Source organism: Jatrophihabitans sp. sgz311053 (assembly GCF_056135305.1).
In genome coordinates this window covers 1,675,424-1,700,125 of record NZ_JBWAXP010000002.1, presented here as the reverse complement: position 1 = coordinate 1,700,125, position 24,702 = coordinate 1,675,424, and the positions used below count along the sequence as shown (strand labels likewise).

Sequence of the window (24,702 nt, the reverse complement as noted above, 5' to 3'; positions counted from 1 at the left end):
AGTTCAGCTGGTGGGGACGGCGGGATTGCCGTGCCAGCGCGCGCCGGCGGTCGCGCGGGTGCCCTTCATGACGAAGGAGTCCGGGGCGATCGTGACGCCGTCGGCGAGCTCCACCCCGTAGTGGACGAAGGCGCCGGCGCCGAGCGTCACCCCGTCGCCGAGGGTGGTGCGGTCGGAGGTGAAGGTGCCGTCCTCGAGCGAGTGACACTGGATCACGGCACCGGCGCCGAGGGTGCAGTCGTCCCCGAGACGGACCAGGGTGTGCTCGGGCATGGCGGCACCGTCGTCGAAGAGGCGACGACCCACCCGAACGCCGACCAGTCGCAGTGCCCAGGCCTTGAACGGAGTGCCGTCGAGTACGGCGAGGTAGGGCGTGAGCAGTTTCCACAGACGCTCGTGACGCCAGAACGCCGGCTCGGTGATGGAGCAGGTGCGCGGTTCGAGCGGCCGCCACCGCCGCACCGACCGCTCGGCGAGGGCGAGCAGGAGCAGGCTGGACGGGACGGCGAGCAACGCCGCCACCGCCAGCGCCCCCGACCCCAGCAGCGGGTACAGCCGGACACCCAGGGCAGCGAGGGCCCCGAGCAGGACGAGCTCCAGCCACCGGACACCGAGCAGCAGCGCCATGCTCGCCAGGTTGTGCCGGCGCTTGGCCCGGAGCCGACGTGCCAGCTCCTCGGCCGGCAGGTCGAGGACGTGCGGCGCGCCGGTGGAGCGGGGGATCTCGAAGGCCGGGGACCCCAGCAGGCCGGTGTCCCGACGCAGCTCGCCGTCGGCCGGCACGAGCACCTTCGTCGCGAGCAGGACGTTCTCACCGACCGCCGCACCGACCGGGAAGACGATCTTGTTACCGAGGAAGTTGCGATCGCCGATGGCGACGTGCGCGACGCGGAAACCGGTGCTGGACCACTGCACGTTGGCGACCGAGAGGCCGTCGCTGATCATGGTTCCCCGGCCGACACCGGTGAGGGTGGGAACGTCGTGCCGGTGGGTGGTGCCGAAGTTGGACCCCGTCTGCTCGATGGTGCCGAGTTGCCACCCGAGTCGCTGCTGGTAACCGGTGACGAGCTCGCTGTCCCCGAGGAGGGAGACGAGGAACGGCCGGTTGCTCGCGATGTCCACGAAGCGCAGCAGCGCGCGATGCCGTCCGACCGTCGGATAGACCACGCCGGGCTGCAGCCGGCGGCCGAGCCGGGAGGCCAGCAGCGCCAGCCCGAAGGAGCCGATCACGGTCACCAGGACGACCCCTGCCGCCATTGCGAGCAGCAGCAGCGTCCCGACCGTTGCGGAGACGTGCGCGAAGGGGTCGGCGAGGCCGACGTCGACGGCGAGCGCCACCGTGACGACCATCAGCAGGCCGACCGCCTGCAGCACGGCGCCGACCCGGCCGCGCCACCGGTATCGGCCCGCGGCCGCGGTCGGGACCGTGCCGCGATAGCTCGTCACCCCGGTGGCCGCTTCGGCCGGCGAGCCGTGCCAGACCGAACCCGCCGGCACCCGCTGTCCGGCGAGCAGCGCCGAGCTCGGGGCGAGCTCGGCGTCCGCACCGAGCTCGGTGTCGACGTCCAGCACGCTGTTCTCGCCGACGAAAGCCCGTTCGCCGATCGAGATGCGGTCCAGCCGCAGCCGGCCCGCCTCGGCGTGATAGCCGGCCAGATGGGCGTCGCGGCCGATGACGGCGTCGGCGCCGATGGTGAGCAGATCCGTGGCCACCGGCAGGTGGCGGGTGAGGACGAGCGCCCGCGGTCCGATCCTGGCGCCGAGCAGCCGCAGGTAGGCGCTGTGCAGCGGTGTCCCGGCGGCGAGACCGACGACGCTGGAGCGGATGGCGGTGCGGACGATCCAGAAGCGCAGGTAGGCCGGGGACCAGAGCCGGATCTCCCCGGCTCGCCAGCGTCCGACGAGCAGCCACTTCACCACGATCGGGAGCACGGTGTTGGCGACGAGGCCGCCGGCCGCGACGCCGACCAGGCTGGGCAGCACGGCACCACCGGACGCCTCACCGAGCAGGTCGTAGCCGAGTCCCGCCACGATGGCGACGAGCCAGGCGTAGGCCGCGACCGCCAGCAGCTGCGCGCAGCCGGTCAGCGCGAAGGCAGCCGTGGTGGCGCGATGCGGCGCCCGCTGACGGACGGTCGGCACCGCGGCGACCGCTCCCCCGCCGGCGTCGAGCTGATCGGCCAGCGCCCTGATGGTCGGCAGCCGGTAGACGTCGCGGATGGAGACGGGCACCCCGGTGTCGCGCGACAGCGCGCAGAACCGGGACAGCAACAGCGAGTTGGCGCCCAGCTCGGTGATCATGTGGGCGGTGACCGACACCTGCGGCAGCCCCAGCACGTCGGCCAGCGCGCGGGCCAGACCCGCCTCCGTCGCGGTGGCGGCCGGGACGTGGTCGCCCGTCACGCGGCGCCGTCCCGTCGGAGCGGGCAGCGCACGCCGGTCGATCTTGTCGCTGGTCGTGAGCGGGATCCGGTCGAGCTGCTCGAACCAGGACGGCACCATGTAGCTCGGCAGCCGTTCCCGCAGCGCCGCGGCGATGCCGTCCTCGGTGACCGCCACGGCGCCGGCGCGCACCGTGTAGTAGGCGACGAGCTCGGTCAGCCCGGCGGCGAACTCCCACGTGTCGACGACCGCTGCCGCGATGCCGGGGACCGTGAGCAGCACCGACTCGATCTCGGTGAGCTCGATGCGGTAGCCGCGGATCTTCACCTGCGTGTCGATGCGGCCGAGGTAGTGCAGCAGGCCGTCGGCATCGATGCGCCCCAGGTCACCGGTGCGGTAGATGCGCCCGGACGGGTTGTGCGGCAGCCCGACGAAGTCGGGGACGAAGGCCCGGGCGGTGAGGTCGTCGCGGTCGAGGTAGCCGAGGGCCAGGCCGGGGCCGGCGATGCCGATCTCGCCGTCGGCACCGGGCGCGGCAAGGGCGTCGGCCTCGGGATCGAGCAGCACGATGGTGTAGGTCGGCAGCGGTCGGCCCAGCGTCACCGGTCGGGCGGCGTCCACGACCGCCCAGGTCGCGGTGACGGTGGCCTCGGTGGGGCCGTAGACGTTGAGCATGCGGCGACCCGGTCGAGCCCAGCGCGTGACCAGGTCCTGCGGGCACGCCTCTCCCGACACCAGCACCAGCCGCAGGTCGCGCAGCCGCTGCTCGTCGAGGGTCGCCAGCAGCGTCGGCACGCAGCAGATCGCGGTGATACCGCGCTCCTGCGCAAAATCGGTGAGGTCCTCGCCGACGAGGGCTCCCCCGGCCGGCCGTGGCACGAGGGTGGCGCCGCAGAGCAGCGGGACCCAGGTCTCCTCGACGGAGAAGTCGAAGGCGACGGTCATGCCCTGGTACACCCGGTCGCCGGCCCGGTAGCCGTAGCACTCGCTCGCCACGAGCAGGAAGTTCGCAATGGCCGAGTGGGCCACCTGCACGCCCTTGGGTCGTCCCGTGGTGCCGGAGGTGTAGATGACGTACGCGGGCTCGTCGATCCCGGCTCGGGGAAGATCGGGAAGCTGTTCGACGGCCGCGGGCAGGTCACCGGTGTCGACGACAGCCGTGTCGACGATCCGGCTCGTGGGCTCCCGCAGCTGCGGGGTGGTGAGCACGACCGCGACGGCGGCATCGGTGCAGATGTAGGCGATGCGATCGGCCGGGAAGCCGGTGTCGAGCGGCACGTAGGCCGCCCCGAGACGGCTCACCGCGAGCATCGCGGGCAGCGACTCCTCGGCACGGTCCAGCAGCAGCGCCACCCGGTCGCCGGCCGTGACGCCGTGCTCGAGCAGCCGATGCGCCAGCCGGTCGGCGTGGCGGGAGAGCTCGGCGAAGGTGGTGCGGCGCTCCCCGTGATCGAGCGCGACCCGGTCGGCGTGGGTGGCGAGCGCGCCGGCCAGCACGTCGTGCAGGCGTTGTCCGTCGCACCAGCGGCTGCGCTGGTCACCGGCGGTGTCGACAAGGATCCGCGCATCGTCGCGCAGCGGCGTGGACGTCACCGTGGCCTCCGAGACCCACTCGTCGCGCCGCGTCCGGGGTGGAGCAGCGCCGTCGAGACGGATGCTCGACCCGGTTGGCTGTGGCGATGCCACTGCTCCCCCAGCGCTCCGTCAGCTCCTCATCAGCCCGTACGCAGGTTGATCACGCTGCGTGATATCTGACTACTCTGCGTGAGTAAAATGCGGACATTCACCAGGTTCGAGGCATGCTGCGGACGCCGAGGCGACGGATTCTCACACCCGGCACATAGCCTCGGACCGCCCCGAATCCGGTGCCGGGAGGGCCCCGGCCGCCGGCGGCTAGCGTGTCGCCATGACCTCGCCGTCGATCACCGTGGACGCGGCGGGTCCGGATCTCGTCGTCCACGGCGACAACGACGAGATCCTGCCGCTCCTGCCGGACGGGTTCTTCCAGCTGATCTACGTCGACCCGCCCTTCAACACCGGCCGGCCACAGCGCCGGCAGTCGATCAGCACGGTGCGCTCGGCGACGGGAACCCGCGTGGGGTTCCACGGCCGCAGCTACGAGACGGTCAAGGGTGTGGTGACCGGCTACGACGACGCCTTCGCCGACTACTGGGGTTTCCTGGAGCCGCGCTTGGAGCACGCCTGGCGGCTGCTGGCCCCGACGGGCACCTTCTACCTGCACCTGGACTACCGCGAGGTGCATTACGCCAAGGTGCTGCTGGACGCGCTCTTCGGCCGGGAGTGCTTCCTCAACGAGATCATCTGGGCCTATGACTACGGTGCCCGGTCACGCTCGAAGTGGCCGGCCAAGCACGACACGATCCTCGTCTACGTCAAGGATCCGAAGCGCTATCACTTCGACGCCGAGAGCGTCGACCGCGAGCCCTACATGGCGCCCGGCCTGGTGACGCCGGAGAAGGCGGCGCGCGGCAAGCTCCCCACTGACGTCTGGTGGCACACCATCGTCTCGCCGACGGGCAGGGAGAAGACCGGCTACGCGACCCAGAAGCCCGAGGGCGTGCTGCGCCGCATGGTGCAGGCCTCCTCGCGTCCCGGCGACTGGGTGCTGGACTTCTTCGCCGGCAGCGGCACGCTCGGCAAGGTCGCCGCCGATCACGGTCGGCGCTACGTGCTGGTCGACAGCAACGCCGAGGCGATCGCCGTGATGCGCGCCCGCCTCGGCGACGGCCCGCGGTTCGTCGCGCTCCCGCCGACCGCGGACGGGCTCAGCGAGCCAGGCTGAGCTCCGCGCGGCGCAGGTGGCCGACCGCATGGTGCAGGCGCTTCGCGCCGACGACGGCCAGCGCGCAGCAGAGGACCTGCAGCACGATGAAGACGGCGGGTGCGCCCAGGCCCAGCAGCAGCCCCGACAGGCCCGGGCCCACCGCGGTGGCGAAGGTCTGCGCGCCGGTGAGCGCGGCGAGCGTGCGTCCGACTGCGCCCTCGGGCGCGAGCGCGGCCGCGAGCGGCGTGAGGACCGGGGCCAGCATGGTCTCGCCGACGCTGAAGAGCGCGTACCCGGCGACGATCACCGTCGAGGCGAGACCGGCGTGGAACAGCGGCAGCGCGAGGACGAGCCACACCCCGACCCACAGCACGCCGCAGAGCGCCAGCAGCTTCGCCGGAGCGACCCGGCGGGTCAGTCGGACGACCGGGGCGGTGAGGATCGCGACGAGGACGGCGTTGAGGGCCACGGCGGACCCGAGGGTGGCGGGGGCGACGTCCAGCACGCTCAGGGCATAGGCGGGCAGGCCGGAGTCGAACTGCGCGTAACAGGCCAGGGTCAGCAGGACGGTGACGGCGAGCAGCCAGCGCACCCCCGGCGCGGCCAGCACGGCGCGGTAGCGCACGCCGTCGGCCACGAGGGCCTCCCCCGGCCTGACGGCGGCGGCCGGCGAGGTGCCCCGCCCGGCGGCGGCGACGAGCAGCGCCGAGAGCACGCAGCAGAGCGCGGCGAAGGCGTACGCCGGCGCGGCACCGTGGCGCGTGGTGAGGTCGACCACGTGTCCGCCCACCACTCCGCCGAGGGCGAGGCCGAGGTTCAGACCGATGAACTGCCAGGCGAAGACGTCGCGACGGCGAACCAGCGGCGTCAGCTCCAGCACCATCACCGAGACAGCCGGCTGGATGACGGCGAGCGAGGCGCCGTAGCCGGCTGCCGCGAGTACCAGGACGGGCGCACCGCCGGCGGCCATGAGCACCACGATGGTGGCCACCATCGCCAATCGCGACAGTGTCGCGACGGCGACCGGCGAGCGGGTGTCGGCCAGGCGGCCGGCGAGCGGCGCCGCCACGAGCGAGCCCACGGCGAAGGCGGTGAAGACCAGCGCCGCCACGGACGGGCCCAGCCCGCGGGCCTGGGCCAGGTCTGCGTAGAGGAAGGGCAGGACGGCACCCCAGCCGACCGAGCCGAGGGAGGCGCCGACGAGCAGGACGACGAGACGGGTGGGGACGGAACGCACAGCGGAACTCACACTTCGACAATCAATATTTGCAGATCGAACTTCGATATCGAAAGAGTAAGCATCCGCGCCGCGCCGGTTGTTCCCGCCGCGACGGCGGGTGACCACGCTCACGCGCCGTAGGGTGCCTGCATGGCACGCACCCCGTGGGCGGAGTACGAGCGCGCTGTCCGCGTCTACACCGAGGCCGGCGCCGCCGAGACGGTGCAGCGCATCGTCACCGCTATCTCACGCCTGTCCCGACGTCTGGACGTCTTCTACTCCGAGCGCTTCGACGAGATCGACATCGCCCGCACCGAGTGGCCGGTGCTGCAGAGCCTCGCCGTCGCCGGGCGCAACGGCTCGTCGCATCCCTCCGCCCTCGCCGAGGCGGCCGGCGTCTCGGCCTCGACCATGACCCACCGGCTCGACCGCATGGTCGAGCGTGGCCTGATCGAGCGGCAACCGGACCCCAGCAACCGCACCCGCTCGCTGGTGTCGCTGACCCGTAGTGGCTGGGAGCTGTTCCGCACCGCGGTGCTGGAGGTGGAGTCCGAGGAGACCGAGATCCTCGCCCCCCTCACCGACGCCGAGCGGGCCACCCTTGCGCAGCTGCTGGAGAAGGCGCTGGCCGGCGGGACGCCCCGGCGCGGCCACCGCCGCTGACGACCCGGCTACGCCGCCGCGCCGACGTAGGCCGCGAGATGCCGTCCGGTGAGCGTCTCGCCCGCCGAGACCAGGTCGGCAGGAGTCCCCTCGAAGACGACGGTGCCGCCGTCCTGACCGGCGCCGGGGCCGAGATCGACGATCCAGTCGGCGTGCGCCATCACGGCCTGGTGATGCTCGATGACGATGACGGAGCGGCCGCCGTCGACGAGGCGGTCGAGCAGCCCGAGCAGCTGACCGACGTCGGCGAGGTGCAGGCCGGAGGTCGGCTCGTCGAGGACGATCACCCCGCCGCTCTCACCGAGCCGGCTCGCCAGCTTCAGTCGCTGTCGCTCCCCGCCGGAGAGCGTCGTCAGCGGCTGGCCCAGGGTCAGGTAGCCCAGGCCGACATCGACGAGGCGCTCGGCGATCCGGTACGCCGCCGGGAGCGCGCCGTCGCCGTCCGGGGCGAAGAAGGTCCTCGCCCGGTCGGCCGACAGTGCCAGCACCTCGCTGATGTCCAGCCCGCCGAAGCGGTAGTCCAGGACGGCGGCATCGAAGCGCCTGCCCTCGCAGACCTCGCACGGCATCGCGACGTCGGCCATCACGGCGAGGTCGGTGATGACCACGCCTGCGCCCTGGCAGTTCGGACAGGCACCCTCGGAGTTGGCACTGAAGAGCGCCGGCTTGACGTCGTTAACCTTCGCGAAGGCCTTGCGGACGGGTTCCAGGAGTCCGGTCCAGGTCGCCGGATTGCTCCGGCGTGAACCCTTGATCGCAGCCTGGTCGATGGCGACGACGTCCTCACGGCCGACGACCTCGCGCATCAGCGACGACTTCCCCGAGCCCGCCACGCCGGTGAGGACGACCAGGACACCGAGCGGCAGGTCGACGTCCACGTCACGCAAGTTGTTCGTCGAGGCGCCGCGGATCGGCAGTGTCCCGGTCGGGGTGCGGACGGCGTCCTTGAGCTGCGCGCGGTCGTCGAGGTGTCGGCCGGTCAGCGTCCCCGAGGCACGCAACCCCGCCAGCGAGCCGGCGAAGACGATCTCGCCGCCCTCGCGCCCCGCGCCGGGGCCGAGGTCCACCACGTGGTCGGCGATCTCGATCGCCTCGGGCTTGTGCTCGACCACCAGCACGGTGTTGCCCTTGTCGCGCAGCTGCAGCAGCAGCTCGTTCATCCGCGCGATGTCGTGCGGGTGGAGCCCGACCGTCGGCTCGTCGAAGACGTAGGTGACGTCGGTGAGCGACGAGCCGAGATGCCGGATCATCTTCGTGCGCTGGGCCTCGCCCCCCGAGAGCGTGCCGGCGGGCCGGTCGAGGGTGAGGTAGCCCAGGCCGATCCGCTCGAAGGAGTCGAGGGTGTCGCCGAGGGCGGCCAGTAGCGGTGCGACCGACGGCTCGTCCAGCCGCCGCACCCAGCGCGCGAGGTCGCGGATCTCCATCGCGCAGACGTCGGCGATGCTCGCCCCGTCGATCAGCGACGACCGCGCCGCCGCCGTGAGCCGGGTGCCGTCGCACTCAGGGCAGGTGCCGAAGACCACCGCCCGCTCCACGAAGGCCCGGACGTGCGGCTGCAGCGACTCGACGTCCTTGGCCAGCATCGTCTTGCGGAGCTTGGTGATCACGCCCTCGAAGGTGAGGTTGACGCCCTCGAAGGTGATCTTGGTGGCCTCGCCGTAGAGCAGCTTGTCGAGCTGGCGCTTGCCGAAACTGTCGACCGGTCGATCCAGGGGGAACCCGGCGCCGGCGAAGATGCGGCCGTACCAGCCGTCCATGCTGTAGCCGGGGACGAGCAGCGCCCCCTCACGCAGTGACCTGGACCCGTCGTAGACGGCGGCAAGGTCCACGTCGCTGACGAGGCCCCGCCCCTCGCAGCGCGGACACATGCCGCCGGTGACGCTGAAGCTCCGGCGCTGCTTGACCTCGCGGCCGCCTTTCGTCGTCGTCACGGCCCCCGCACCGCTGACCGACGCGACATTGAAGGAGAACGCCTGCGGCGAGCCGAGGTGTGGGGTGCCGAGCCGGCTGAAGAGGATGCGCAGCAGGGCATAGGCATCGGTGGCGGTGCCGACCGTCGAGCGCGGATTGCCGCCCATCCGCTCCTGATCGACGACGATCGCCGTGGTGAGTCCCTCCAGGACGTCGACGTCCGGCCGGGCCAGCGTCGGCAGGAAGCCCTGCAGGAAGGCGCTGTAGGTTTCGTTGATCAGGCGCTGCGACTCGGCGGCGATGGTGCCGAAGACCAGCGAGCTCTTCCCGGACCCGGAGACGCCCGTGACGACGGTCAGCCGTCGCTTCGGCAGCTCGATGCTGACATCGCGCAGGTTGTTCACCCGCGCGCCGTGGACGCGGATCACGTCGTGGCCGTCGGCTGCCGTCATGCACGCACCTCGTTGATACGGATCAGGGTTCCGGCGGGGTCGCGGACGGCGCAGTCACGCATACCCCAGGGCTGCTGCGTCGGTTCCTGGACGATGTCGACGTCGGCCGCCTGCAGCGTGGCGAAGGTGGCGTCGAGGTCGTCGGTGGCGAGCGCGAGCATCGCGTAGGTGCCCTTGGCCATCATCTCGGCGATCACCCGCCGCTCGTCGTCGGTGACGCCGGGGTCCGCGCCGGGCGGGGCGAGGACGATCGCCGTACCGGGCTGATCGGGGGTCCGACGGTGAGCCAGCGCATGGTGCCGCTGCCGACGTCCTGGCGGACCTCGAAGCCGAGGGTGTCGCGGTAGAAGGCGAGCGAGGCCTCGGGGTCGTCGTGCGCGAGGAAGCTGTAGGCGATCGTGAGTGTCATGATCGAGACGGTAGGACGCCGGCCACGTCGGACACTTCTCCATTCCTGACCGACCGCCGGACGGGGCGCGTGACCTGCTTGGCGACGCAGGGTGGCAACTGGCCCGGTGCGGTCGCCGCGCGATCGCGGTACCGGCCCGGCGACATCCCGACGAGCTCGGTGAAGCGGGTCGTGAAGGTCCCCAGGGAGCCGTACCCCACCGCGAAGCAGACCTCGGTCACCGACAGCTCCCCCACCCGCAGCAGGGCCATGGCCCGTTCGATGCGACGCGTCATGAGGTAGCTGTAGGGCGATTCGCCGTAAGCGCGGCGGAACTCGCGGCTGAGGTGACCGGCCGACAGATGCACCCCGCGCGCCAGCGCCTCGACGTCCAGCGGCTGCGCGAAGTCGCGGTCGATGCGGTCCCGGACGCGGCGCAGCAGTGCGAGCTCGCGCAGCCGGGCCGTCGGCTCCGGTCGACTCGTCACCGCGGCATGCTCCCACCAGTCGTGCCCGGGCACTACCGTGCCGCTGTGGTCACTTCGTTCCGGCTCAGTCCCATGCGCCCGCGCGACCCGCACGAGCCCGGCCGTACGGCCAGCCCGCTGGAGCTCTTCTTCGACCTGGTCTTCGTCGTCGCCGTGAGCATCGCCGCGGTGAACCTGCACCATCAGCTCACCGGGGCGCACGTGGCCGACGGCGTCCTCGGCTACGCCTTCGTCTTCTTCGCCATCTGGTGGGCGTGGATGAACTTCACCTGGTTCGCCACGTCGTTCGCCACCGACGACTGGCTCTACCGGGTGCTGACGTTCGTCCAGATGGCCGGTGTGCTGGTCCTCGCCGCCGGCGTCGAGGATGCCTTCCACCACCACTACGGCGTCGTCGTCGCCGGCTACGTCCTCATGCGGCTGGCGCTCATCGCGCAGTGGCTGCGGGCCTCGGCGGCCGCGGGACCGCTGCGACGCACCGCGCGGATCTACGCCGGCGCGATCGCGGTGGTCCAGGTGCTGTGGCTCGCCTTTCTGCTGCTGCACGGTGCGGCGGCCATCGTCGTCTTCGTCGTGCTGGTCGCGGTGGAGATCTCCATTCCCGCCCTCGCCGAGCATGTGGGCGGGCAGACGCCGTGGCACCCGCACCACATCACCGAGCGCTATGGACTCTTCACGCTCATCGTGCTCGGCGAGAGCCTGCTGGCCTCGGCGAACGCGATCATCGAGGCGTTTCACGACGACGAAGCGCTCGGTCCCCTCGTCTCGGTCTCGGTGCTGGCCTTCGTGGTGACCGCCGCCCTGTGGTGGATCTACTTCTGGCCACCGCATCATCACGCCATCACCACGCTGGCCCGTTCGCTGCGCTACGGCTACGTGCACTACTTCGTCTTCGCTGCGGCCGGGGCGTTCTCGGCCGGGATCGAGGTGGAGATCGACGTGCTCACCGATCACAGCAGGCTCGGCGACGTCGCCGCCTCGTTCACCGTCACCGTCCCCATCGCGATCTTCGTGCTCGGCACCTGGTGGATCGCGCTGCGCGAGAACGCGGACCGGGTCGTCAACGTGGCGGTCCCGCTGGGTGCCGTGCTGGTGCTCCTGGACCCGGTCATCCCGGTGCCCTTCACCCTCACCGCGGTGATCATGGCCCTGATCGTGGTCGTCCTGGTCCGGCATCCACCGGTGGCCGGCTCCGAGCACTGATCCTTGCCTCGCGCTGGCTCGGCGTGTGGCGACGGGCAGGGTCGACACGCGGGCGCAGCCATGCTGCGTCGCCACACGGGAACCGTCCGCTCGATCTCCGAGCGGCGGCGACCGGGTCAGGCGGCGGCGAGCGCGCCGAGTGCGGCGCCGACCGTCCGGCGTGCGAAGGCCCGCGCCAGGGTGACGACGGCCGCGACGGTGGCGAGGGCGACGTGGTGCCGCCGGGGTCGCGGCCGCGGACGGCGAGCCCGGCTTCGCCTTGCGTTACGCAGTGCCGTCACGGTGTCCCCCGCTCGTCCCCGGCTGTCGTGCACCATCGTCACCCGGCCAGCGCCGGGTGGGAAGCGCCACGCCGCAACGGGCAAGACACCAGGATGAAGACACGACAGATCGGCAACGCAACAGTCGGCGCGATCGGACTGGGCCTGATGACCTTCGACCAGACCGGCACCCAGCCCCGTGACCAGCTGCTCGACACCGTCCGCGCCGCCCTCGACGCCGGCGTCACCCTCTTCGACACCGCCGACGCCTACGGCCCCGGTGACGAGAAGGGCGCACAGGCCCAGGGCGAGAACGAGCGCCTCATCGCCTCGCTGCTCGACGAGCTGGGCGTTCGCGACCGCGTGCTGCTCGCCACCAAGGGCGGCCACGTGCGGACCGACGGCGGCGGCTGGGACACCGACAGCTCCGCCGAGCACCTGCACCGGGCCGTCGACGACAGCCTGCAGCGCCTCGGCGTCGAGCAGCTGGCGCTGTGGCAGCACCACCGTCCGGACCCGAAGGTCGACTACGCCGAGGTCATCGGCACGCTGAAGGAGATCGCCGACAGCGGCAAGGTCGCCCGCATCGGCCTGTCGAACGCGAACCCGCAGCAGATCCGCGACGCGCACGCCGTCCTGGGCGATCACCTGGCCAGCGTGCAGAACCAGTTCTCGCCGGCGTTCCGGTCGAGCGCGGCCGAGATCGAGGTCTGCGCCGAGCTCGGCCTGGCCTTCCTGCCCTGGAGCCCGCTGGGTGGTCTCGGGGACGCCAAGGAGCTCGCCGACAAGCACCCCGCGTTCGCCGACGTCGCCGACGAGCTCGGCGTCAGCGCGCAGCAGGTGGCGCTGGCGTGGGAGCTGGCACAGGCGCCGAACGTCATCCCCATTCCCGGTGCCAAGCGGCCCTCCTCGATCACCGATTCGGCCGCCGCTGCGGAGCTGGAGCTCAGCGACGACCAGCTGGCCCGGCTGAACGCAGACTGATCACACCGCGGTCAGATCAGACCGCCGTCAGCGCGGTGTCGGTGTAGGCGGCGATGGCATCGGCGAGCTCGGCCGCAGCGCGGGACAGCTCCACCCCGCTGCGCCGGGCCACCTGCACCGTCCGGGCCAGGCCCGGCGAGGCCAGCGGCGTCACCCGGAAGCGGTCGCCGACCACGGTGCTCGGCACCACGGCGACGCCGAGCCCGGCAGCGACCAGACCGAGGACGGCGTCCATCTCACCGCCCTCGACGGCGAAGGTGGGCTCGAATCCCTCGGCCCGGCAGGCGCGCAGTGTCGTCTCGCGCAGGTCGTAGCCCTCACGGAACATGACTAGCTGCTTGGTGCGCAGCTCGCTGATCCGCATCCGCGCGCGGCCGGTCGGCGCGGGAAGGTCGGGCGAGCTGATCACCACCAGCTCCTCGACGAAGAGCGGCTCGGTGACCAGCCCCGGATCGTCCTGCGCGCGGGAGTCCACCAGCAGCGCCAGATCCAACATGCCGTTGGCCAGCGCGGACTGCAGGTCCCGCGAGCCGCTCTCGGTCATGACTATCGCCACACCGGGATGGCGTCGGTGGTACTCCCCCACGATGTCGGGGACGAGCCCGGTGCAGAGGCTCGGCGTGGCACCCAGCCGGACCTGACCACGCTTGAGATCGGTGAGCTCGCGCATCGCCCGCCGGGCGTTGTCGGCCTCGGCGAGCATGCGCCGCGCGATAGGCAGCAGTTCCTGTCCGGCGGCTGTGAGCTCGATATTTCCTGGGGCGCGGGTGAAGAGCCGGGCGCCGAGGCTGCGCTCCAGCGCCGCGATCTGCTGCGACAGCGTCGGCTGCGCGACGTTGCGAGCCTCGGCCGCGCGGGTGAAGTGGCGAGCCTCGGCGACGGCGACGAAGTAGTCGAGCTGATGCAACTGCACACGCTTACAGTACGCGCGTCATAGCAATTATCTATCGGCAGCAGTGAACTCATCTGTTTCCTCTCTGAAGGATTCGGACTACGGTCGGCTTTTGTGGTGATGTCACAGCCGAAGACCAAGAAGGCCGGGCCCGGACGCGCGCCCGCCACCCCCAAGAAGCGACACCGGCAGGGCCTGCTCGCCCTCTGGCAGAGCAACATCGGCAAGAAGTTCGTCATGGCCGGTACCGGCCTGGTGATGCTCGCCTATCTGCTCGTGCACATGCTCGGGAACCTGAAGATCTTCTTCGGTCCCAAGGACTTCGACGAGTACGCGCACTGGCTGCGCACCGTTGGTGAGCCGCTGCTGCACGGCGCCTGGTTCCTCTGGATCGTGCGGACGATCCTCGTGGTGGCCCTCGTGCTGCACGTCGTCGCCGCGGCTCAGCTGTCGCGCCGCGACATCAAGGCGCGTCCGGTGAAGTACCGCGCCAACCGGCCGGTGAAGGCCACCTTCGCCACCCGGACGATGCGCTGGGGCGGTGTCATCCTGCTGCTGTTCATCGTCTGGCACATCCTCGACCTCACCGTCGGGACCACGCACCAGGGCACCTTCAAGGAGGGCCAGGTCTACGACAACGTGGAGCAGGACTTCCAGGTCTGGTGGGTCAACGTCATCTACATCGTCGGCATGATCGCCGTCGGCCTGCACATCAACCACGGGTTCTGGAGCGCGTCGCAGACCCTGGGTATCAACAACCCGCGCCGGGACAAGGCGATCAAGGCCGTGGGAAGCGCCCTGGCCGTGGTCATCGCCGGCGGCTTCATCCTCGTCCCCGTCGCCGTGATGACAGGAATCGTGAGCTGACATGAGTGACTACACCGACTTCACCGTCGGCGACCCCATCGCCGACACGAAGGCCCCTGCCGGTCCCATTGAGGACCGCTGGGAGACCCGCAAGTTCGAGGCGAAGCTGGTCAACCCCGCGAACCGGCGCAAGCACCGCGTGATCGTCGTCGGCACCGGCCTGGCCGGCGGCTCGGCGGGTGCGACGCTGGCCGAGCAGGGCTACCACGTCATCCAGTTCTGCTTCCAGGACTCGCCGCGTCGCGCCCACTCGGTGGCGGCGCAGGGTGGCATCAATGCCGCCAAGAACTACCGCAACGACGGCGACTCGGTGCACCGGCTCTTCTACGACACCGTCAAGGGTGGCGACTTCCGCAGCCGCGAGTCCAACGTCCACCGGCTCGCCGAGATCTCGCGTCAGATCATCGACCAGTGCGTCGCGCAGGGCGTGCCCTTCGCGCGCGAGTACGGCGGCCTGCTCGACACCCGCTCCTTCGGCGGCGTCCAGGTGCAGCGCACCTTCTACGCCCGTGGCCAGACCGGCCAGCAGCTGCTGATCGGCGCGTACCAGGCACTCTCGCGCCAGATCGACGCCGGCAACGTCGAGATGCACCCGCGCACCGAGATGCTCGACCTCATCGTCATCGACGGTCACGCCCGCGGCATCGTCGCGCGCGACCTGGTGACCGGTGAGATCACCACGCACCTGGCCGACGCCGTCGTCCTGGCCACCGGCGGTTACGGCAACGTCTTCTACCTCTCGACCAACGCCAAGGGCTCGAACGCCTCGGCGATCTGGCGGGCGCACCGGCGCGGTGCCTATCTCGCCAACCCGTGCTTCACCCAGATCCACCCGACCTGCATCCCGCGCTCGGGCGACTACCAGTCCAAGCTGACGCTGATGAGCGAGTCGCTGCGCAACGACGGCCGCATCTGGGTGCCGAAGAAGCGTGGCGACGAGCGTCCGCCGAACGAGATCCCCGAGGACGAGCGCGACTACTACCTGGAGCGGATCTACCCGTCCTTCGGCAACCTGGTCCCCCGCGACATCGCCTCCCGCGCCGCGAAGAACCAGTGCGACGAGGGCCGCGGCGTCGGACCGGGCGGGCTGGGCGTGTACCTCGACTTCGCCGACGCGATCCAGCGTCTGGGACGCGAGGCGGTCGAGGCCAAGTACGGCAACCTCTTCGACATGTACCAGCGCATCACGGCCGAGAACCCGTACGAGGTGCCGATGCGCATCTACCCGGCCGTGCACTACACGATGGGCGGACTCTGGGTCGACTACGACCTGCAGACCACCATCCCCGGCCTCTTCGCCATCGGCGAGGCGAACTTCAGCGACCACGGCGCCAACCGCCTCGGCGCCTCGGCTCTCATGCAGGGGCTCTCGGACGGCTACTTCGTGCTGCCGCCCACACTGAACGACTACCTCGCCACGGCGAAGCTGGGCGACGTCCGCCCCGACGACGTGGCCGTCACGCAGGTCGAGACCGAGACTCGCGAGCGGATCGACAAGCTGCTGGCCATCAACGGCAACCGGACGGTGGACTCGTTCCACCGCGAGCTGGGCCTGCTCGTCTGGGACATGTGCGGCATGGCGCGCAACGAGGAGGGGCTGCGCAAGGCGCTGTCCCGCATCCCGGAGCTGCGGCAGGAGTTCTGGACCAACGTCAAGGTGCCCGGCACCGGCGAGGAGCTCAACCAGCAGCTGGAGAAGGCCAACCGGGTCGCCGACTTCCTTGAGTTCGCCGAACTGATGTGTCTCGACGCGCTGGCGCGGGAGGAGTCCTGCGGCGGCCACTTCCGCGAGGAGCACCAGACGCCCGACGGCGAGGCCGAGCGCGACGACGACAACTTCTCCTACGTCGCGGCGTGGGAGTACACCGGCGTCGGCAAGAGCCCGGTGCTCCACAAGGAAGCACTGGAATTCGAGAACGTGCACCTCGCACAGCGGAGTTACGCATGAGCACTATGAAGATGGAACGTCCCACCGACGAGAAGCTGAAGACGATCACCGTCCGGGTCTGGCGGCAGGCCGGCCCCGAGACCGAGGGTCGCTTCGTCGACTACCAGGTCGACGAGGTCAGCGACGACATGTCGTTCCTGGAGATGCTCGACGTCCTGAACGAGAAGCTCATCCTGGAGGGCGAGGACCCGGTCGCCTTCGACCACGACTGCCGTGAGGGCATCTGCGGCTCCTGCGGCATGTGCATCGACGGCCGGGCCCACGGTCCGGTGCAGACGACCACCTGCCAGCTGCACATGCGGGAGTTCGCCGACGGCGCCACCATCGAGGTGGAGCCTTGGCGTGCCTCGGCCTTCCCGGTCATCAAGGACCTCGTCGTGGACCGGTCGTCCTTCGACCGCATCATCCAGTCCGGCGGTTACATCTCGGTGCCCACGGGATCGGCCCCGGAGGCCAACAACATCCCGGTGCCGAAGGCGGTGGCCGACGAGGCGTTCACCAACGCGACCTGCATCGGCTGCGGGGCCTGCGTCGCCGCCTGTCCCAACGGCTCGGCGATGCTCTTCACCTCGGCCAAACTGGCGCACCTCAACGCGCTGCCGCAGGGCCAGCCGGAGAAGACCGCCCGGGTGCTCGGCATGGTCGAGCAGATGGACGAGGAGGGCTTCGGCGGCTGCACCAACGTCGGTCAGTGCGTCGCCTCCTGCCCGAAGGAGATCCCCTTCTTCAGCATCGTCGAGATGAACCGGGAGTACCGCAAGGCGCTGCGCGGCAAGTAGCCGTACCGGCCCTGCGCCGGGGCTCCCGCAACACCGGTCGCCGAGTGGTCGATTTCGGTGCCGAGTGGTCGCCCTGCAAGCGACCACTGGCACCGACAATCGACCACTCGCGGCGGTTTAAAGGGGGCGGGGGCTCAGCGCCAGAGGGTGCGGACCGTGGCGGAAACGTCGGCGACGGCGTCCTCGCCGTAGAGCGTCAGCTGCACGATGTAACCGGGCACCAGGGCCAACAGGGTCGCGGCGACCCCCTCGGCACTGACCGACCGCGGCACGCGGCCGGCCTCCTGGTGGCGCCGCACCAGCGCGGAGAGCTCGGAGCGGACGCCGGCCACGGCGCTGGCCAGGGCACAGGCGATCTCGTCGTCGCGGACGCCCTCGGCCCAGACGGTGAGGGCGATCCCGCCCACGCAGCTGCTGCGGTGGCGCTCGCGGACGACGTCCAGCACGTCGGCGACGAGCTCGCCGAGGCCTCGCTCGTCCTCCTCCGGGGAGGCGACGGCGCCGTGCAGCATGGCGGCGAAGCCGCGCATGTTCTCCTCGGCGATGGCGACGATCATCGCCGCCTTGCTCGGGAAGTAGCGGTAGACCGCCCCGGAGGAGAGATCGGCCTCGGCGAAGAGATCCTGCATGGACGTCTGATGGAACCCGTCGCGGGCGAAGCAGCGGCGCGCAGCCTCGAGGATCTGCGCGCGGCGCTCGTCCCGATACTGCTGGCTCACTTTGGGCACGAGTGGACCGTACAACAAAAACGAATGTTCGCCTTGACTGTGTAACTGATGAGGAGGACGGTGGAGCGACAAAGAACGTCCGTTCTTTTTCGCTCGGGAGGTGCCATGATCCGGCTGGTCTGGCTCCTCGTGGCGGTGGTCGCCGCACTGGCCTCCATGGCCATGCTGGCCCGCGTCGAGCGACGCATGCTGCAGGCCGCGGGAACGCGGCTCTCGGTGGCCCGGATGGTCGAGCTGCGGCTGGCCTCTAACGCCCTGAACTGGACCCTCCCCGGCGGGACCGCGGTGGCAGCCGGCTACGTCGCCACCCAGCTGCGCCGCTGGGGTGCCTCCACCGCTGCTGCGGGCTTCACCGTCGCCGCCTCCGGGGTGCTGAGCGCCGCCGCCTTCGCCGTCCTCGCCGTGGCCGGCAGCGCGGCCGGCGGGCCGGGCGCCACGGGCGCCGTCATCGCCGTCGCGGCCGCGCTGACGGCCGCCACTGCCCTCGTCGTGCTGCGTCGCCGCCCCGGTGCGGTACCGGCCCTCGCCGACCGGCTGGGGCGCCTGGCCGGCGCGGTGGTCCGCCTCGTCCGCCGCGACCCCGCCCCCGTGCGCGCGGCCGTCCGCCGCTTCGTCGCCGAGCTCGTCGCCATCCGTCCCCGCCGTCGCGACTGGCTGCTCGGCCTGGCCTTCGCCACCGGCAACTGGCTGGCCGACCTGCTCTGCCTCTACGCCTGCGTGCAGGCGCTCGGCATCGACGTCCGGGACACCGGACTGCTCGTCATCACCTACATCGTCGGCATGTCGGCGTCGAGCATCTCCCTGCTCCCCGGCGGCCTCGGCGTGGTGGACGGCGCGATGCTGGCCGCGCTCAGCGGCGCCGGTCATGTCGCCGCCGGCCCCGCTCTCGCCATCGTCGTCACGTATCGCCTCATCAGCTGTGCGCTGGTGGTGGCCGCCGGCTGGGGCTGCTGGTACGCGCTGCGCCGGGCGAACCGCCGTCCGGTTGCCACGGACAGGACAGAGACGGTCACGGCAGCCGTCGCGCCCGGCACGACACCGATGCCGGTGGAAGTGACCGGCGGGTAACCTCCGGGGTCATGACCGACGCCGTGACGCGGGTACACGCCTTCACCGACGACGCCCTGGGCGAGCACGATGCGGTCGGGTTGGCCGACCTGATCCGGCGCGGCGAGGTGAGCCGGGAGGAGCTGGCCGCCGCTGCGGCCGCCCGATCGCGGGCCGTCGAGGGACAGCTGCACGCGGTTGCCTTCGACGCGCTCGATACCCCCCGTTACGGCGACGAACCGCAGGCCCCGCTCTACGGGGTGCCGACCTTCGTCAAGGACAACACCGATGTCGCCGGCATGCCCACCAATCACGGCAGCGAGGCGTACCGGGCGCGGCCGGCCAGACGCGACGGTGCCTACGCCCGGCAGTACCTCGGCACCGGCATGACGGTGCTCGGCAAGTCACGCCTGCCGGAGTTCGGCTTCAGCGCCTCCACCGAGTTCATGACCGGCGAGGCCGTGCACAACCCGTGGCACCTCGCGCACACCGTCGGGGCCTCCTCGGGCGGGTCGGCGGCGATGGTGGCAGCCGGCGTCGTCCCGATCGCGCATGCCAACGACGGCGGCGGCTCCATCCGCATCCCCGCGGCCTGCGCCGGGCTGGTCGGTCTCAAACCCACCCGCGGCCGCCACCTCGACGGCGAGCAGGCCGCGCACCTGCCCATCAACATGGTCTCCGAGGGCGTGGTGACGCGGACGGTCCGGGACACCGCCGCCTTCGTCGCCGCCGCGGAGGACCAGTGGCGCAACCCGACGTTGCCGCCCATCGGGTTGGTGACGGGCCCGGCGCAGCGTCGACTGCGGATCGGTGTCGTACTCGAGTCGGTGACCGGCGCCGGTGGTCCGGACGACGACACCCGCCGTGCCGTCGAGCAGACGGCGTCCTTGCTGGAGCGGGCCGGCCACGTGGTGGAGCCTGTCGCGCTGCCGGTCACCGAGCAGTTCGCCGCGGACTTCGTCCAGTACTGGGCGCTGCTGGCCGAGCTCGCCGTCGACACCGCCAAGATCATGCTGGACCGCGGGTTCGACGCCTCGCGCGCCGACGGCCTCACCCTGGGGCTGCGTCGGCATCACCGCCGCAACCTGCACCGCACCCCCGGAGCGCTACGACGGCTGCGCCGCACGCTCGCCGACTGCGCGCCGATGTTCGCGCGGCACGAGGTGGTCCTCTCCCCCACCCTCGCGCACACCACGCCGGAGCTGGGCTACCTGAGCCCGACGCTGCCCTACGACGAGCTGATCCAGCGCCTGATGACGTGGGTGGCGTACACGCCGCTGAACAACATCGCCGGGACGCCGGCGATCTCCCTGCCCATGGGGACCTCGGCGGCCGGCCTGCCGGTGGGCGTCATGCTCTCCGCCGGCCCGGCCGACGAGCGGACCCTGCTGGAGCTGGCCTTCCTGCTGGAGCAGGCGCACCCGTTCCCCCGGATCGAGCGCTGAGCCGGCCGCGGTCAGCCTTCGGGTCGCGCGGTCAGCGACAGTGCTCCCGCAGCAGCTGCGCGGTGCGTTCGGGCTGCTCCCACCAGAAGAGGTGGCCGATCCCGTCCAACGACTCGAGCCGGGCGCCGGGGACGAGGCCGGCGAGGAGCTCACCGTTGCGGTGATGGAGCATCTCGTCGGCGGTTCCGTGGACGACGAGTGTCGAGACGTCGAGCCCCGGCAACCGCTCGCTGGCGTCGTGGGCGAACGCGGCGCGGGCCTGCTGCAGCACGACGGGCACGGGGACGACCACGGCGAGCGCCGCCGCCCGGAACGCGTCGAAGCCGGCCGGTTCGGCGGCGCGGAAGGTGGGCGAGAGGTTGGCTTCATAGGCCACCCGCAGAGCGGCGTCGACGTCGCCGGTCCGGGTCGCCAGCTCCATCGCCTGCATCATCCGCAGCGGCCCCGGTGCGGCGAGCGTCGAACCGGGACCGCCGGGGTAGCTGCAGCCCACGACGAGGCTGCGGACGCGGTGCGGGTGCCGGAGCGCCAGCTCCTGGGCGACCATGCCGCCCAGGGAGATACCGAGCACGTGCACGCTGTCGTGGCCGGCGACGTCCAGCACCGCCGCGGCGTCGTCGGCCAGATCGGCGACGCTGAAGTCGGCGGCAGCGGGGTCGGCGCCCGGACCGACGCCGCGATGATCGAACAGGACGAGTTCGTAGTCGTCCTCCAGCCGACCCAGCAGCGCCTCGCCCCACATGCGGTGATGGCCGGCCATGCCCTGGATCAGCAGCAGTGGATCGCCGTGGCCGCGGCGGTCCCAGAAGAGCGCGGCGGAGCCGTGTTGCAGGTGCGGCACCGGATCAGGCTAGCCAGTGCCCACGGCGATCAGTCGGCCAGCCCGTAGACGGCGCCGCGGATCGACTTGACGGCGTCGTCGATGTCGTCGGAGCTGGCGGCGAGCATCTGTCGCAGCGGCTCCGGCGCCTCCCCCGCAGCAGACTGCAGCCGCATGCCGAGCGCGAACATCTGCCCGATCGCCTCGGTGTTGAGCGCGCGGGCGATGCGGTCCCGCTCGTCGCTGCGCGCGACGGCCTCGTCGAGCTGCGGGGCGTCCGATTCGGCGTCGGCAATGCCGGGCGGGAACTCCTCGGGTCGGGTCTCATTCGCCGGTGGCGGGACGAGGCGGGCCAGCATGGTCCCGAGGGCGAGGTCGGCCTCGCCGTAGCGGGGCGAGGTGGGGTAGCGGCCGAGGGTGAGCACGCCCCAGACCTCTCCGTCGGCGTCGGTGAGGGCGGCGAAGACGGCGCTGCGCACCCGCAGCAGCGGCCTGACGTTGGAGTCGAGGCGTTCGGTGGCATCGGTGATGAGGCGGCTGCGCCCGTCGCGCAGCACGGCGGCGATCCGCAGCCCGTCGGCGGGACCGGTCCTGCCGCGCCAGTCGGGTGCCGTCTCCCCCGCAGCGGCGGGGATCCGGACGGTGTCGGGGCCGTCCGGGACGACGACTGCCACCAGGTCGCAGACTCCGGTGGCGCAGATGTCGTCGAGGACCTGCTGGGTGGTACGCCGGCCGCCGTTGCCCAGACGCTGGGCCAGGGCCAACCAGGCACCGTCGTCAACGGTGGTGACCGGCTCCCCCGTGCAGTTCACGTGAAGAGAATGTCAAACCGGACGTGTGATTCACGTGAGGTGCGTCTGGGTCAGGCGACGCCGATGAGGATCCGAGGGTGCTCAGCCGGACGCAGCCACCGCATGATGCGGAGCAGGTCGTCGCGGGGCACGGCGACACAGCCTGCCGTCGGCTCGCCGTTGGTGATGTGCAGGAAGAACGCGCTGCCCCTGCCCTGCCGGACGCCGCCCGGTGCGTTGCGGGTGTTGTAGTCGATGACGACCGCCTGATCGTATTCGGGCGTGATGGCGTGCAGGTGCTCGTTGACGCCGTTGTCGTAGCCGCAGGAGCCGCACCGCTGGCGGGTGTTGTAGTCCGGGCCGGGCGAGCTGATCCAGTAGTCGTCGTTCGTCGTCGTGACATAGGGCAACCGGGTGCCGGGGTCGCCGTCCCGACCGAAGGCCTGCGTGAGGGTGAAGCTGCCGGCCGGGGTCGTGCTGCTGCCCTCGCTGGCCCTGCCGACGCCGGAGGCCCCGACGTAGCCGGTGACGCCCCGACCCACCGTTCGCCAGCGGGAGCCCGCCTTGGTCCAGCGTTGCACCGTGGCGGTGGTGTCCGAGCCCGAGCTGGTGACGACGGTGATCACCTGAGTGGCGCTGCCGGTGCGGAGGTCGAGCGGCAGACGGCGCCCGGCATCCGCCGAGGAGCGGCGAGGTGTGGGCGTCACGGTGGTGCGGCGCGCGGGGGCGGTGGATCGGATCACCGGGGTCGACCGGGCAGCGCTGGTCCGACTCGGCTGAGCCGTCGTCGAAGTCGGGGCGGTGGCGGGGGTGGTGGCCAACCGCGGAGCTGTCGTCGTCGTGCCGGAGGAGGCGGCGGTCGATGAGGCGGTGGGCTCGGTGCCGCCGCCGCAGCCGGCCAGCAGCAGGGCCGCCGTCAACGCTCCGGCGAGGGCACCGCTGGTCCGATTCGCACGCATGACCTCCCGAATGTACCCGTGAGGATCAGGTCACGCCGATGAGGATCCGCGGGTGCGACTTCGGGGTGAGCCATCGCAACAGGCTGACGAGCCGGGACTGGCTGATGGCGACGCAACCCGCCGTGGCGGTGCCGTCGGTGACGTGCAGGAAGAAGGCGCTGCCCCGCCCCTGCTTCACGCCGCCCGGCGCGTTGCGGGTGTTGTAGTCGATGACGGCGGCGTAGTCGTACTGCGGCGTGACGTAGTAGAGCCGCTCGTTGACGCCGTTGTTGTAGCCGCAGCTGCCGCAGCGCTGCCGGGTGTTGTACAGCCGGCCCGGCGAGCTGATCCAGTAGTCCGACGGCGTCGTCTTGACGTATGGCAGCGCCGTGCCCGGATCACTGCGACGACCGAAGGCCTGCGTGAGCGTCCAGCTGCCGGCGGGTGTCTTGGAGCGGGTCTCGCTGGCCTTGCCGATGCCGTCGGAGCCCACGTGGGCCCGGATCGCGCTGCCGGACTTCTTCCAGCGGCCGGCCGCGACCTTGACCCACGCCTGCAGCGTCGCCGTCGTGCTGCGGCTCGACCCGGCGGTGACGGTGACGACCTTGGTGGCGTTGCCGGTCGTGTAACCCAGCGGCAGCCGCTGACCGACGACGGCGGGCCGAGCGGGCTGCGGAGCGGCTCGGGGGGCCGACCGCGGTGCCGTCGTTCGCGGCGCAGGGTGGCGTGCGGCGGTGGGGGGTGTGCTGGTCCGGCGCGCGACCCGCGGAGCCGGCGCGGCCGTAGTGGCAGGGACGACGGCCGCCGGAGCAGTCGTGACGATCGTCGAGGCGACGTTCGGGGCTGCGCTCGAGACTGCGCTCGAGACTGCGGTCGAAGCTCTGCTCAAAGCTCTGCTCGGCGGTACCGGGACCGTCCGGGCCCCGGCCGGGGAGCTGCTCGAGGTCGACGCGGCCGGGCTCGGCGAGAGGGCTGCAGGCCCTGCCGCCGCGCCCTCGTCGTCGCGCAGCGTCGGCAGGCGCGGTTCGTACCCCGGCGCGCTGGCAGCAGCCACCGGGGATTCGTCCGGACGTGGTCCGGTGGCGGCCCGCGTCATTCCGACCACGACGACGGCACAGCCGGCGACGACCGTGCACGAGAGCAGCGTCCCGACGACGCGTCCTGCTGACATGTGACGAGTGTGCCAGGTGTGACTGGTGTGAATCCAGTGATTTGGCGTGTCCCGGCCGCCACCGGGTCGTCGCGGCCCGGGAGGCTGAGGTGGTGATCACCGTCGAGCGCACCGTCGAGGTGGCGCGTCCCCTGCCTGCCGTCTTCGCCTACCTTTCTGACTTCACCCACACCGAGGCGTGGGACCCCGGCACGATCCGCACCACGCGCACCGACAGCGGACCGCTGCGAGTGGGATCGTCGTTCCACAACACGTCGAGGTTCGGCCGGCGGGTGACCGAACTGGACTACCGCGTCGTCCGTCTCGAGCCCGACGCCCGGCTCACCTTCACCGGCGACAACCGCACCGTGCAGGCAACCGACGACATGAGCTTCACCGCGCGCGGCGAGACCACGGTGATCACCTACCGGGCGCACTTCCGGTTCAAGCGCTGGGTCCGTGCCCTCGAACCACTGCTCCGGCGCCGCTTCGAGCCCATCGCCGACGAGACCGTCGCCCAGCTCGTCCGGACCCTCACCGCGCAGCTGTAACGCTCGCCTCC

The 24,702-nt window shown here is 71.4% G+C and carries 21 protein-coding genes and 1 pseudogene; 10 read left to right on the top strand and 12 right to left on the bottom strand.

The genetic code is table 11. The annotated features are described in order from the left end of the window. Positions 1-3 precede the first annotated feature (3 nt). Positions 4-3,975 (bottom strand): Pls/PosA family non-ribosomal peptide synthetase, encoded by a 3,972-nt coding sequence (locus tag AC0NZQ_RS16940; protein WP_474531149.1) that lies wholly within the window; start codon positions 3,973-3,975, stop codon positions 4-6. A 313-nt stretch (positions 3,976-4,288) separates the two neighbouring features. Here AC0NZQ_RS16940 and AC0NZQ_RS16935 point away from each other — a divergent pair, with 313 nt between their 5' ends. Then, entirely contained in the window at positions 4,289-5,185 is an 897-nt protein-coding gene (locus AC0NZQ_RS16935) for a DNA-methyltransferase (RefSeq protein ID WP_474531148.1), read from the top strand. Here AC0NZQ_RS16935 and AC0NZQ_RS16930 read toward each other — a convergent pair. Next, positions 5,169-6,416 carry an MFS transporter gene (locus AC0NZQ_RS16930; protein ID WP_474531147.1) on the bottom strand — a complete coding sequence of 416 codons (1,248 nt, stop codon included), beginning with the start codon at positions 6,414-6,416 and terminating at the stop codon, positions 5,169-5,171. The genes AC0NZQ_RS16935 and AC0NZQ_RS16930 overlap by 17 nt on opposite strands. A gap of 120 nt (positions 6,417-6,536) precedes the next feature. Here AC0NZQ_RS16930 and AC0NZQ_RS16925 point away from each other — a divergent pair, with 120 nt between their 5' ends. Continuing rightward, complete coding sequence (locus AC0NZQ_RS16925; protein WP_474531146.1) at positions 6,537-7,049, top strand: MarR family winged helix-turn-helix transcriptional regulator; 513 nt, start codon at positions 6,537-6,539, stop codon at positions 7,047-7,049. An 8-nt stretch (positions 7,050-7,057) separates the two neighbouring features. On the opposite strand, the gene AC0NZQ_RS16920 is transcribed toward AC0NZQ_RS16925, so the two are convergent. From AC0NZQ_RS16920 to AC0NZQ_RS16910, 3 genes and pseudogenes are all read right to left on the bottom strand, one after another. Then, positions 7,058-9,412 carry an ATP-binding cassette domain-containing protein gene (locus tag AC0NZQ_RS16920; protein WP_474531145.1) on the bottom strand — a complete coding sequence of 785 codons (2,355 nt, stop codon included), beginning with the start codon at positions 9,410-9,412 and terminating at the stop codon, positions 7,058-7,060. Beyond that, positions 9,409-9,821, bottom strand: a pseudogene (locus AC0NZQ_RS16915) (VOC family protein). The gene AC0NZQ_RS16920 and the pseudogene AC0NZQ_RS16915 overlap by 4 nt, the downstream one beginning before the upstream one ends. Continuing rightward, positions 9,818-10,288, bottom strand: a complete 471-nt coding sequence (locus AC0NZQ_RS16910; RefSeq protein WP_474531144.1) for a helix-turn-helix transcriptional regulator — start codon at positions 10,286-10,288, stop codon at positions 9,818-9,820. The pseudogene AC0NZQ_RS16915 and the gene AC0NZQ_RS16910 overlap by 4 nt, the downstream one beginning before the upstream one ends. A 72-nt stretch (positions 10,289-10,360) precedes the next feature. On the opposite strand from AC0NZQ_RS16910, the gene AC0NZQ_RS16905 reads away from it, so the two are divergent. Continuing rightward, complete coding sequence (locus AC0NZQ_RS16905; RefSeq protein WP_474531436.1) at positions 10,361-11,491, top strand: low temperature requirement protein A; 1,131 nt, start codon at positions 10,361-10,363, stop codon at positions 11,489-11,491. A 116-nt stretch (positions 11,492-11,607) separates the two neighbouring features. Here the strand turns inward: AC0NZQ_RS16905 and AC0NZQ_RS16900 are convergent, their stop codons facing one another. Then, entirely contained in the window at positions 11,608-11,814 is a 207-nt protein-coding gene (locus AC0NZQ_RS16900; protein ID WP_474531143.1) for a hypothetical protein, read from the bottom strand. A gap of 51 nt (positions 11,815-11,865) precedes the next feature. Between AC0NZQ_RS16900 and AC0NZQ_RS16895 the strand changes: the two genes are divergently transcribed. After that, positions 11,866-12,735: an aldo/keto reductase gene (locus tag AC0NZQ_RS16895; RefSeq protein WP_474531142.1), complete on the top strand. Its 870-nt coding sequence runs from the start codon at positions 11,866-11,868 to the stop codon at positions 12,733-12,735. Positions 12,736-12,751: 16 nt separating this feature from the next. Here AC0NZQ_RS16895 and AC0NZQ_RS16890 read toward each other — a convergent pair whose 3' ends face one another. After that, a complete protein-coding gene (locus AC0NZQ_RS16890; RefSeq protein WP_474531141.1) occupies positions 12,752-13,648 on the bottom strand; it encodes a LysR family transcriptional regulator in 897 nt (298 codons plus the stop codon). Between the two features lie 99 nt (positions 13,649-13,747). On the opposite strand from AC0NZQ_RS16890, the gene AC0NZQ_RS16885 reads away from it, so the two are divergent. The 3 genes from AC0NZQ_RS16885 to AC0NZQ_RS16875 are packed head-to-tail and all read left to right on the top strand — an operon-like array spanning position 13,748 to position 17,221. Beyond that, positions 13,748-14,494, top strand: a complete 747-nt coding sequence (locus tag AC0NZQ_RS16885; protein WP_474531140.1) for a succinate dehydrogenase cytochrome b subunit — start codon at positions 13,748-13,750, stop codon at positions 14,492-14,494. A 1-nt stretch (position 14,495) separates the two neighbouring features. After that, the gene (locus AC0NZQ_RS16880; protein WP_474531139.1) at positions 14,496-16,442 is read left to right on the top strand and encodes a fumarate reductase/succinate dehydrogenase flavoprotein subunit; all 1,947 of its coding nucleotides are present in this window, start codon (positions 14,496-14,498) and stop codon (positions 16,440-16,442) included. Next, positions 16,439-17,221 (top strand): succinate dehydrogenase/fumarate reductase iron-sulfur subunit, encoded by a 783-nt coding sequence (locus AC0NZQ_RS16875; protein ID WP_474531138.1) that lies wholly within the window; start codon positions 16,439-16,441, stop codon positions 17,219-17,221. Before AC0NZQ_RS16880 ends, AC0NZQ_RS16875 begins: the two co-directional genes overlap by 4 nt. A 134-nt stretch (positions 17,222-17,355) precedes the next feature. Here AC0NZQ_RS16875 and AC0NZQ_RS16870 read toward each other — a convergent pair whose 3' ends face one another. Further along, on the bottom strand, positions 17,356-17,949 hold the full coding sequence (locus AC0NZQ_RS16870; protein ID WP_474531137.1) for a TetR/AcrR family transcriptional regulator: 594 nt from the start codon (positions 17,947-17,949) through the stop codon (positions 17,356-17,358). Between the two features lie 105 nt (positions 17,950-18,054). Between AC0NZQ_RS16870 and AC0NZQ_RS16865 the strand changes: the two genes are divergently transcribed. Both AC0NZQ_RS16865 and AC0NZQ_RS16860 read left to right on the top strand, forming a co-directional pair. After that, the gene (locus tag AC0NZQ_RS16865) at positions 18,055-19,017 is read left to right on the top strand and encodes a lysylphosphatidylglycerol synthase transmembrane domain-containing protein (protein WP_474531136.1); all 963 of its coding nucleotides are present in this window, start codon (positions 18,055-18,057) and stop codon (positions 19,015-19,017) included. Positions 19,018-19,028: 11 nt separating this feature from the next. Then, the gene (locus AC0NZQ_RS16860; protein WP_474531135.1) at positions 19,029-20,441 is read left to right on the top strand and encodes an amidase; all 1,413 of its coding nucleotides are present in this window, start codon (positions 19,029-19,031) and stop codon (positions 20,439-20,441) included. A gap of 31 nt (positions 20,442-20,472) precedes the next feature. Here AC0NZQ_RS16860 and AC0NZQ_RS16855 read toward each other — a convergent pair whose 3' ends face one another. From AC0NZQ_RS16855 to AC0NZQ_RS16840, 4 genes are read right to left on the bottom strand one after another with little or no spacing between them, the layout of a single operon-like run. Continuing rightward, the gene (locus AC0NZQ_RS16855; protein WP_474531134.1) at positions 20,473-21,282 is read right to left on the bottom strand and encodes an alpha/beta fold hydrolase; all 810 of its coding nucleotides are present in this window, start codon (positions 21,280-21,282) and stop codon (positions 20,473-20,475) included. Positions 21,283-21,311: 29 nt separating this feature from the next. Next, positions 21,312-22,073 carry a GAF domain-containing protein gene (locus tag AC0NZQ_RS16850; RefSeq protein ID WP_474531133.1) on the bottom strand — a complete coding sequence of 254 codons (762 nt, stop codon included), beginning with the start codon at positions 22,071-22,073 and terminating at the stop codon, positions 21,312-21,314. 50 nt (positions 22,074-22,123) lie between these two features. After that, positions 22,124-23,011 carry a L,D-transpeptidase family protein gene (locus tag AC0NZQ_RS16845; protein WP_474531132.1) on the bottom strand — a complete coding sequence of 296 codons (888 nt, stop codon included), beginning with the start codon at positions 23,009-23,011 and terminating at the stop codon, positions 22,124-22,126. 25 nt (positions 23,012-23,036) lie between these two features. Continuing rightward, positions 23,037-24,161: a L,D-transpeptidase family protein gene (locus AC0NZQ_RS16840; RefSeq protein ID WP_474531131.1), complete on the bottom strand. Its 1,125-nt coding sequence runs from the start codon at positions 24,159-24,161 to the stop codon at positions 23,037-23,039. Between the two features lie 92 nt (positions 24,162-24,253). Between AC0NZQ_RS16840 and AC0NZQ_RS16835 the strand changes: the two genes are divergently transcribed. Further along, positions 24,254-24,691, top strand: coding sequence for an SRPBCC family protein (locus tag AC0NZQ_RS16835; protein ID WP_474531130.1), 438 nt, complete (start codon positions 24,254-24,256; stop codon positions 24,689-24,691). Positions 24,692-24,702 lie beyond the last annotated feature (11 nt).

What these genes read in the sequence shown, in the direction of transcription:
- AC0NZQ_RS16935 (WP_474531148.1), top strand. Translation starts at nt 4,289, where the DNA reads ATGACCTCGCCGTCGATCACCGTGGACGCGGCGGGTCCGGATCTCGTC.
- AC0NZQ_RS16925 (WP_474531146.1), top strand. Translation starts at nt 6,537, where the DNA reads ATGGCACGCACCCCGTGGGCGGAGTACGAGCGCGCTGTCCGCGTCTAC.
- AC0NZQ_RS16920 (WP_474531145.1), bottom strand. Translation starts at nt 9,412, where the DNA reads ATGACGGCAGCCGACGGCCACGACGTGATCCGCGTCCACGGCGCGCGG.
- AC0NZQ_RS16905 (WP_474531436.1), top strand. Translation starts at nt 10,361, where the DNA reads ATGCGCCCGCGCGACCCGCACGAGCCCGGCCGTACGGCCAGCCCGCTG.
- AC0NZQ_RS16895 (WP_474531142.1), top strand. Translation starts at nt 11,866, where the DNA reads ATGAAGACACGACAGATCGGCAACGCAACAGTCGGCGCGATCGGACTG.
- AC0NZQ_RS16885 (WP_474531140.1), top strand. Translation starts at nt 13,748, where the DNA reads ATGTCACAGCCGAAGACCAAGAAGGCCGGGCCCGGACGCGCGCCCGCC.
- AC0NZQ_RS16880 (WP_474531139.1), top strand. Translation starts at nt 14,496, where the DNA reads ATGAGTGACTACACCGACTTCACCGTCGGCGACCCCATCGCCGACACG.
- AC0NZQ_RS16875 (WP_474531138.1), top strand. Translation starts at nt 16,439, where the DNA reads ATGAGCACTATGAAGATGGAACGTCCCACCGACGAGAAGCTGAAGACG.
- AC0NZQ_RS16865 (WP_474531136.1), top strand. Translation starts at nt 18,055, where the DNA reads ATGATCCGGCTGGTCTGGCTCCTCGTGGCGGTGGTCGCCGCACTGGCC.
- AC0NZQ_RS16860 (WP_474531135.1), top strand. Translation starts at nt 19,029, where the DNA reads ATGACCGACGCCGTGACGCGGGTACACGCCTTCACCGACGACGCCCTG.
- AC0NZQ_RS16845 (WP_474531132.1), bottom strand. Translation starts at nt 23,011, where the DNA reads ATGCGTGCGAATCGGACCAGCGGTGCCCTCGCCGGAGCGTTGACGGCG.
- AC0NZQ_RS16840 (WP_474531131.1), bottom strand. Translation starts at nt 24,161, where the DNA reads ATGTCAGCAGGACGCGTCGTCGGGACGCTGCTCTCGTGCACGGTCGTC.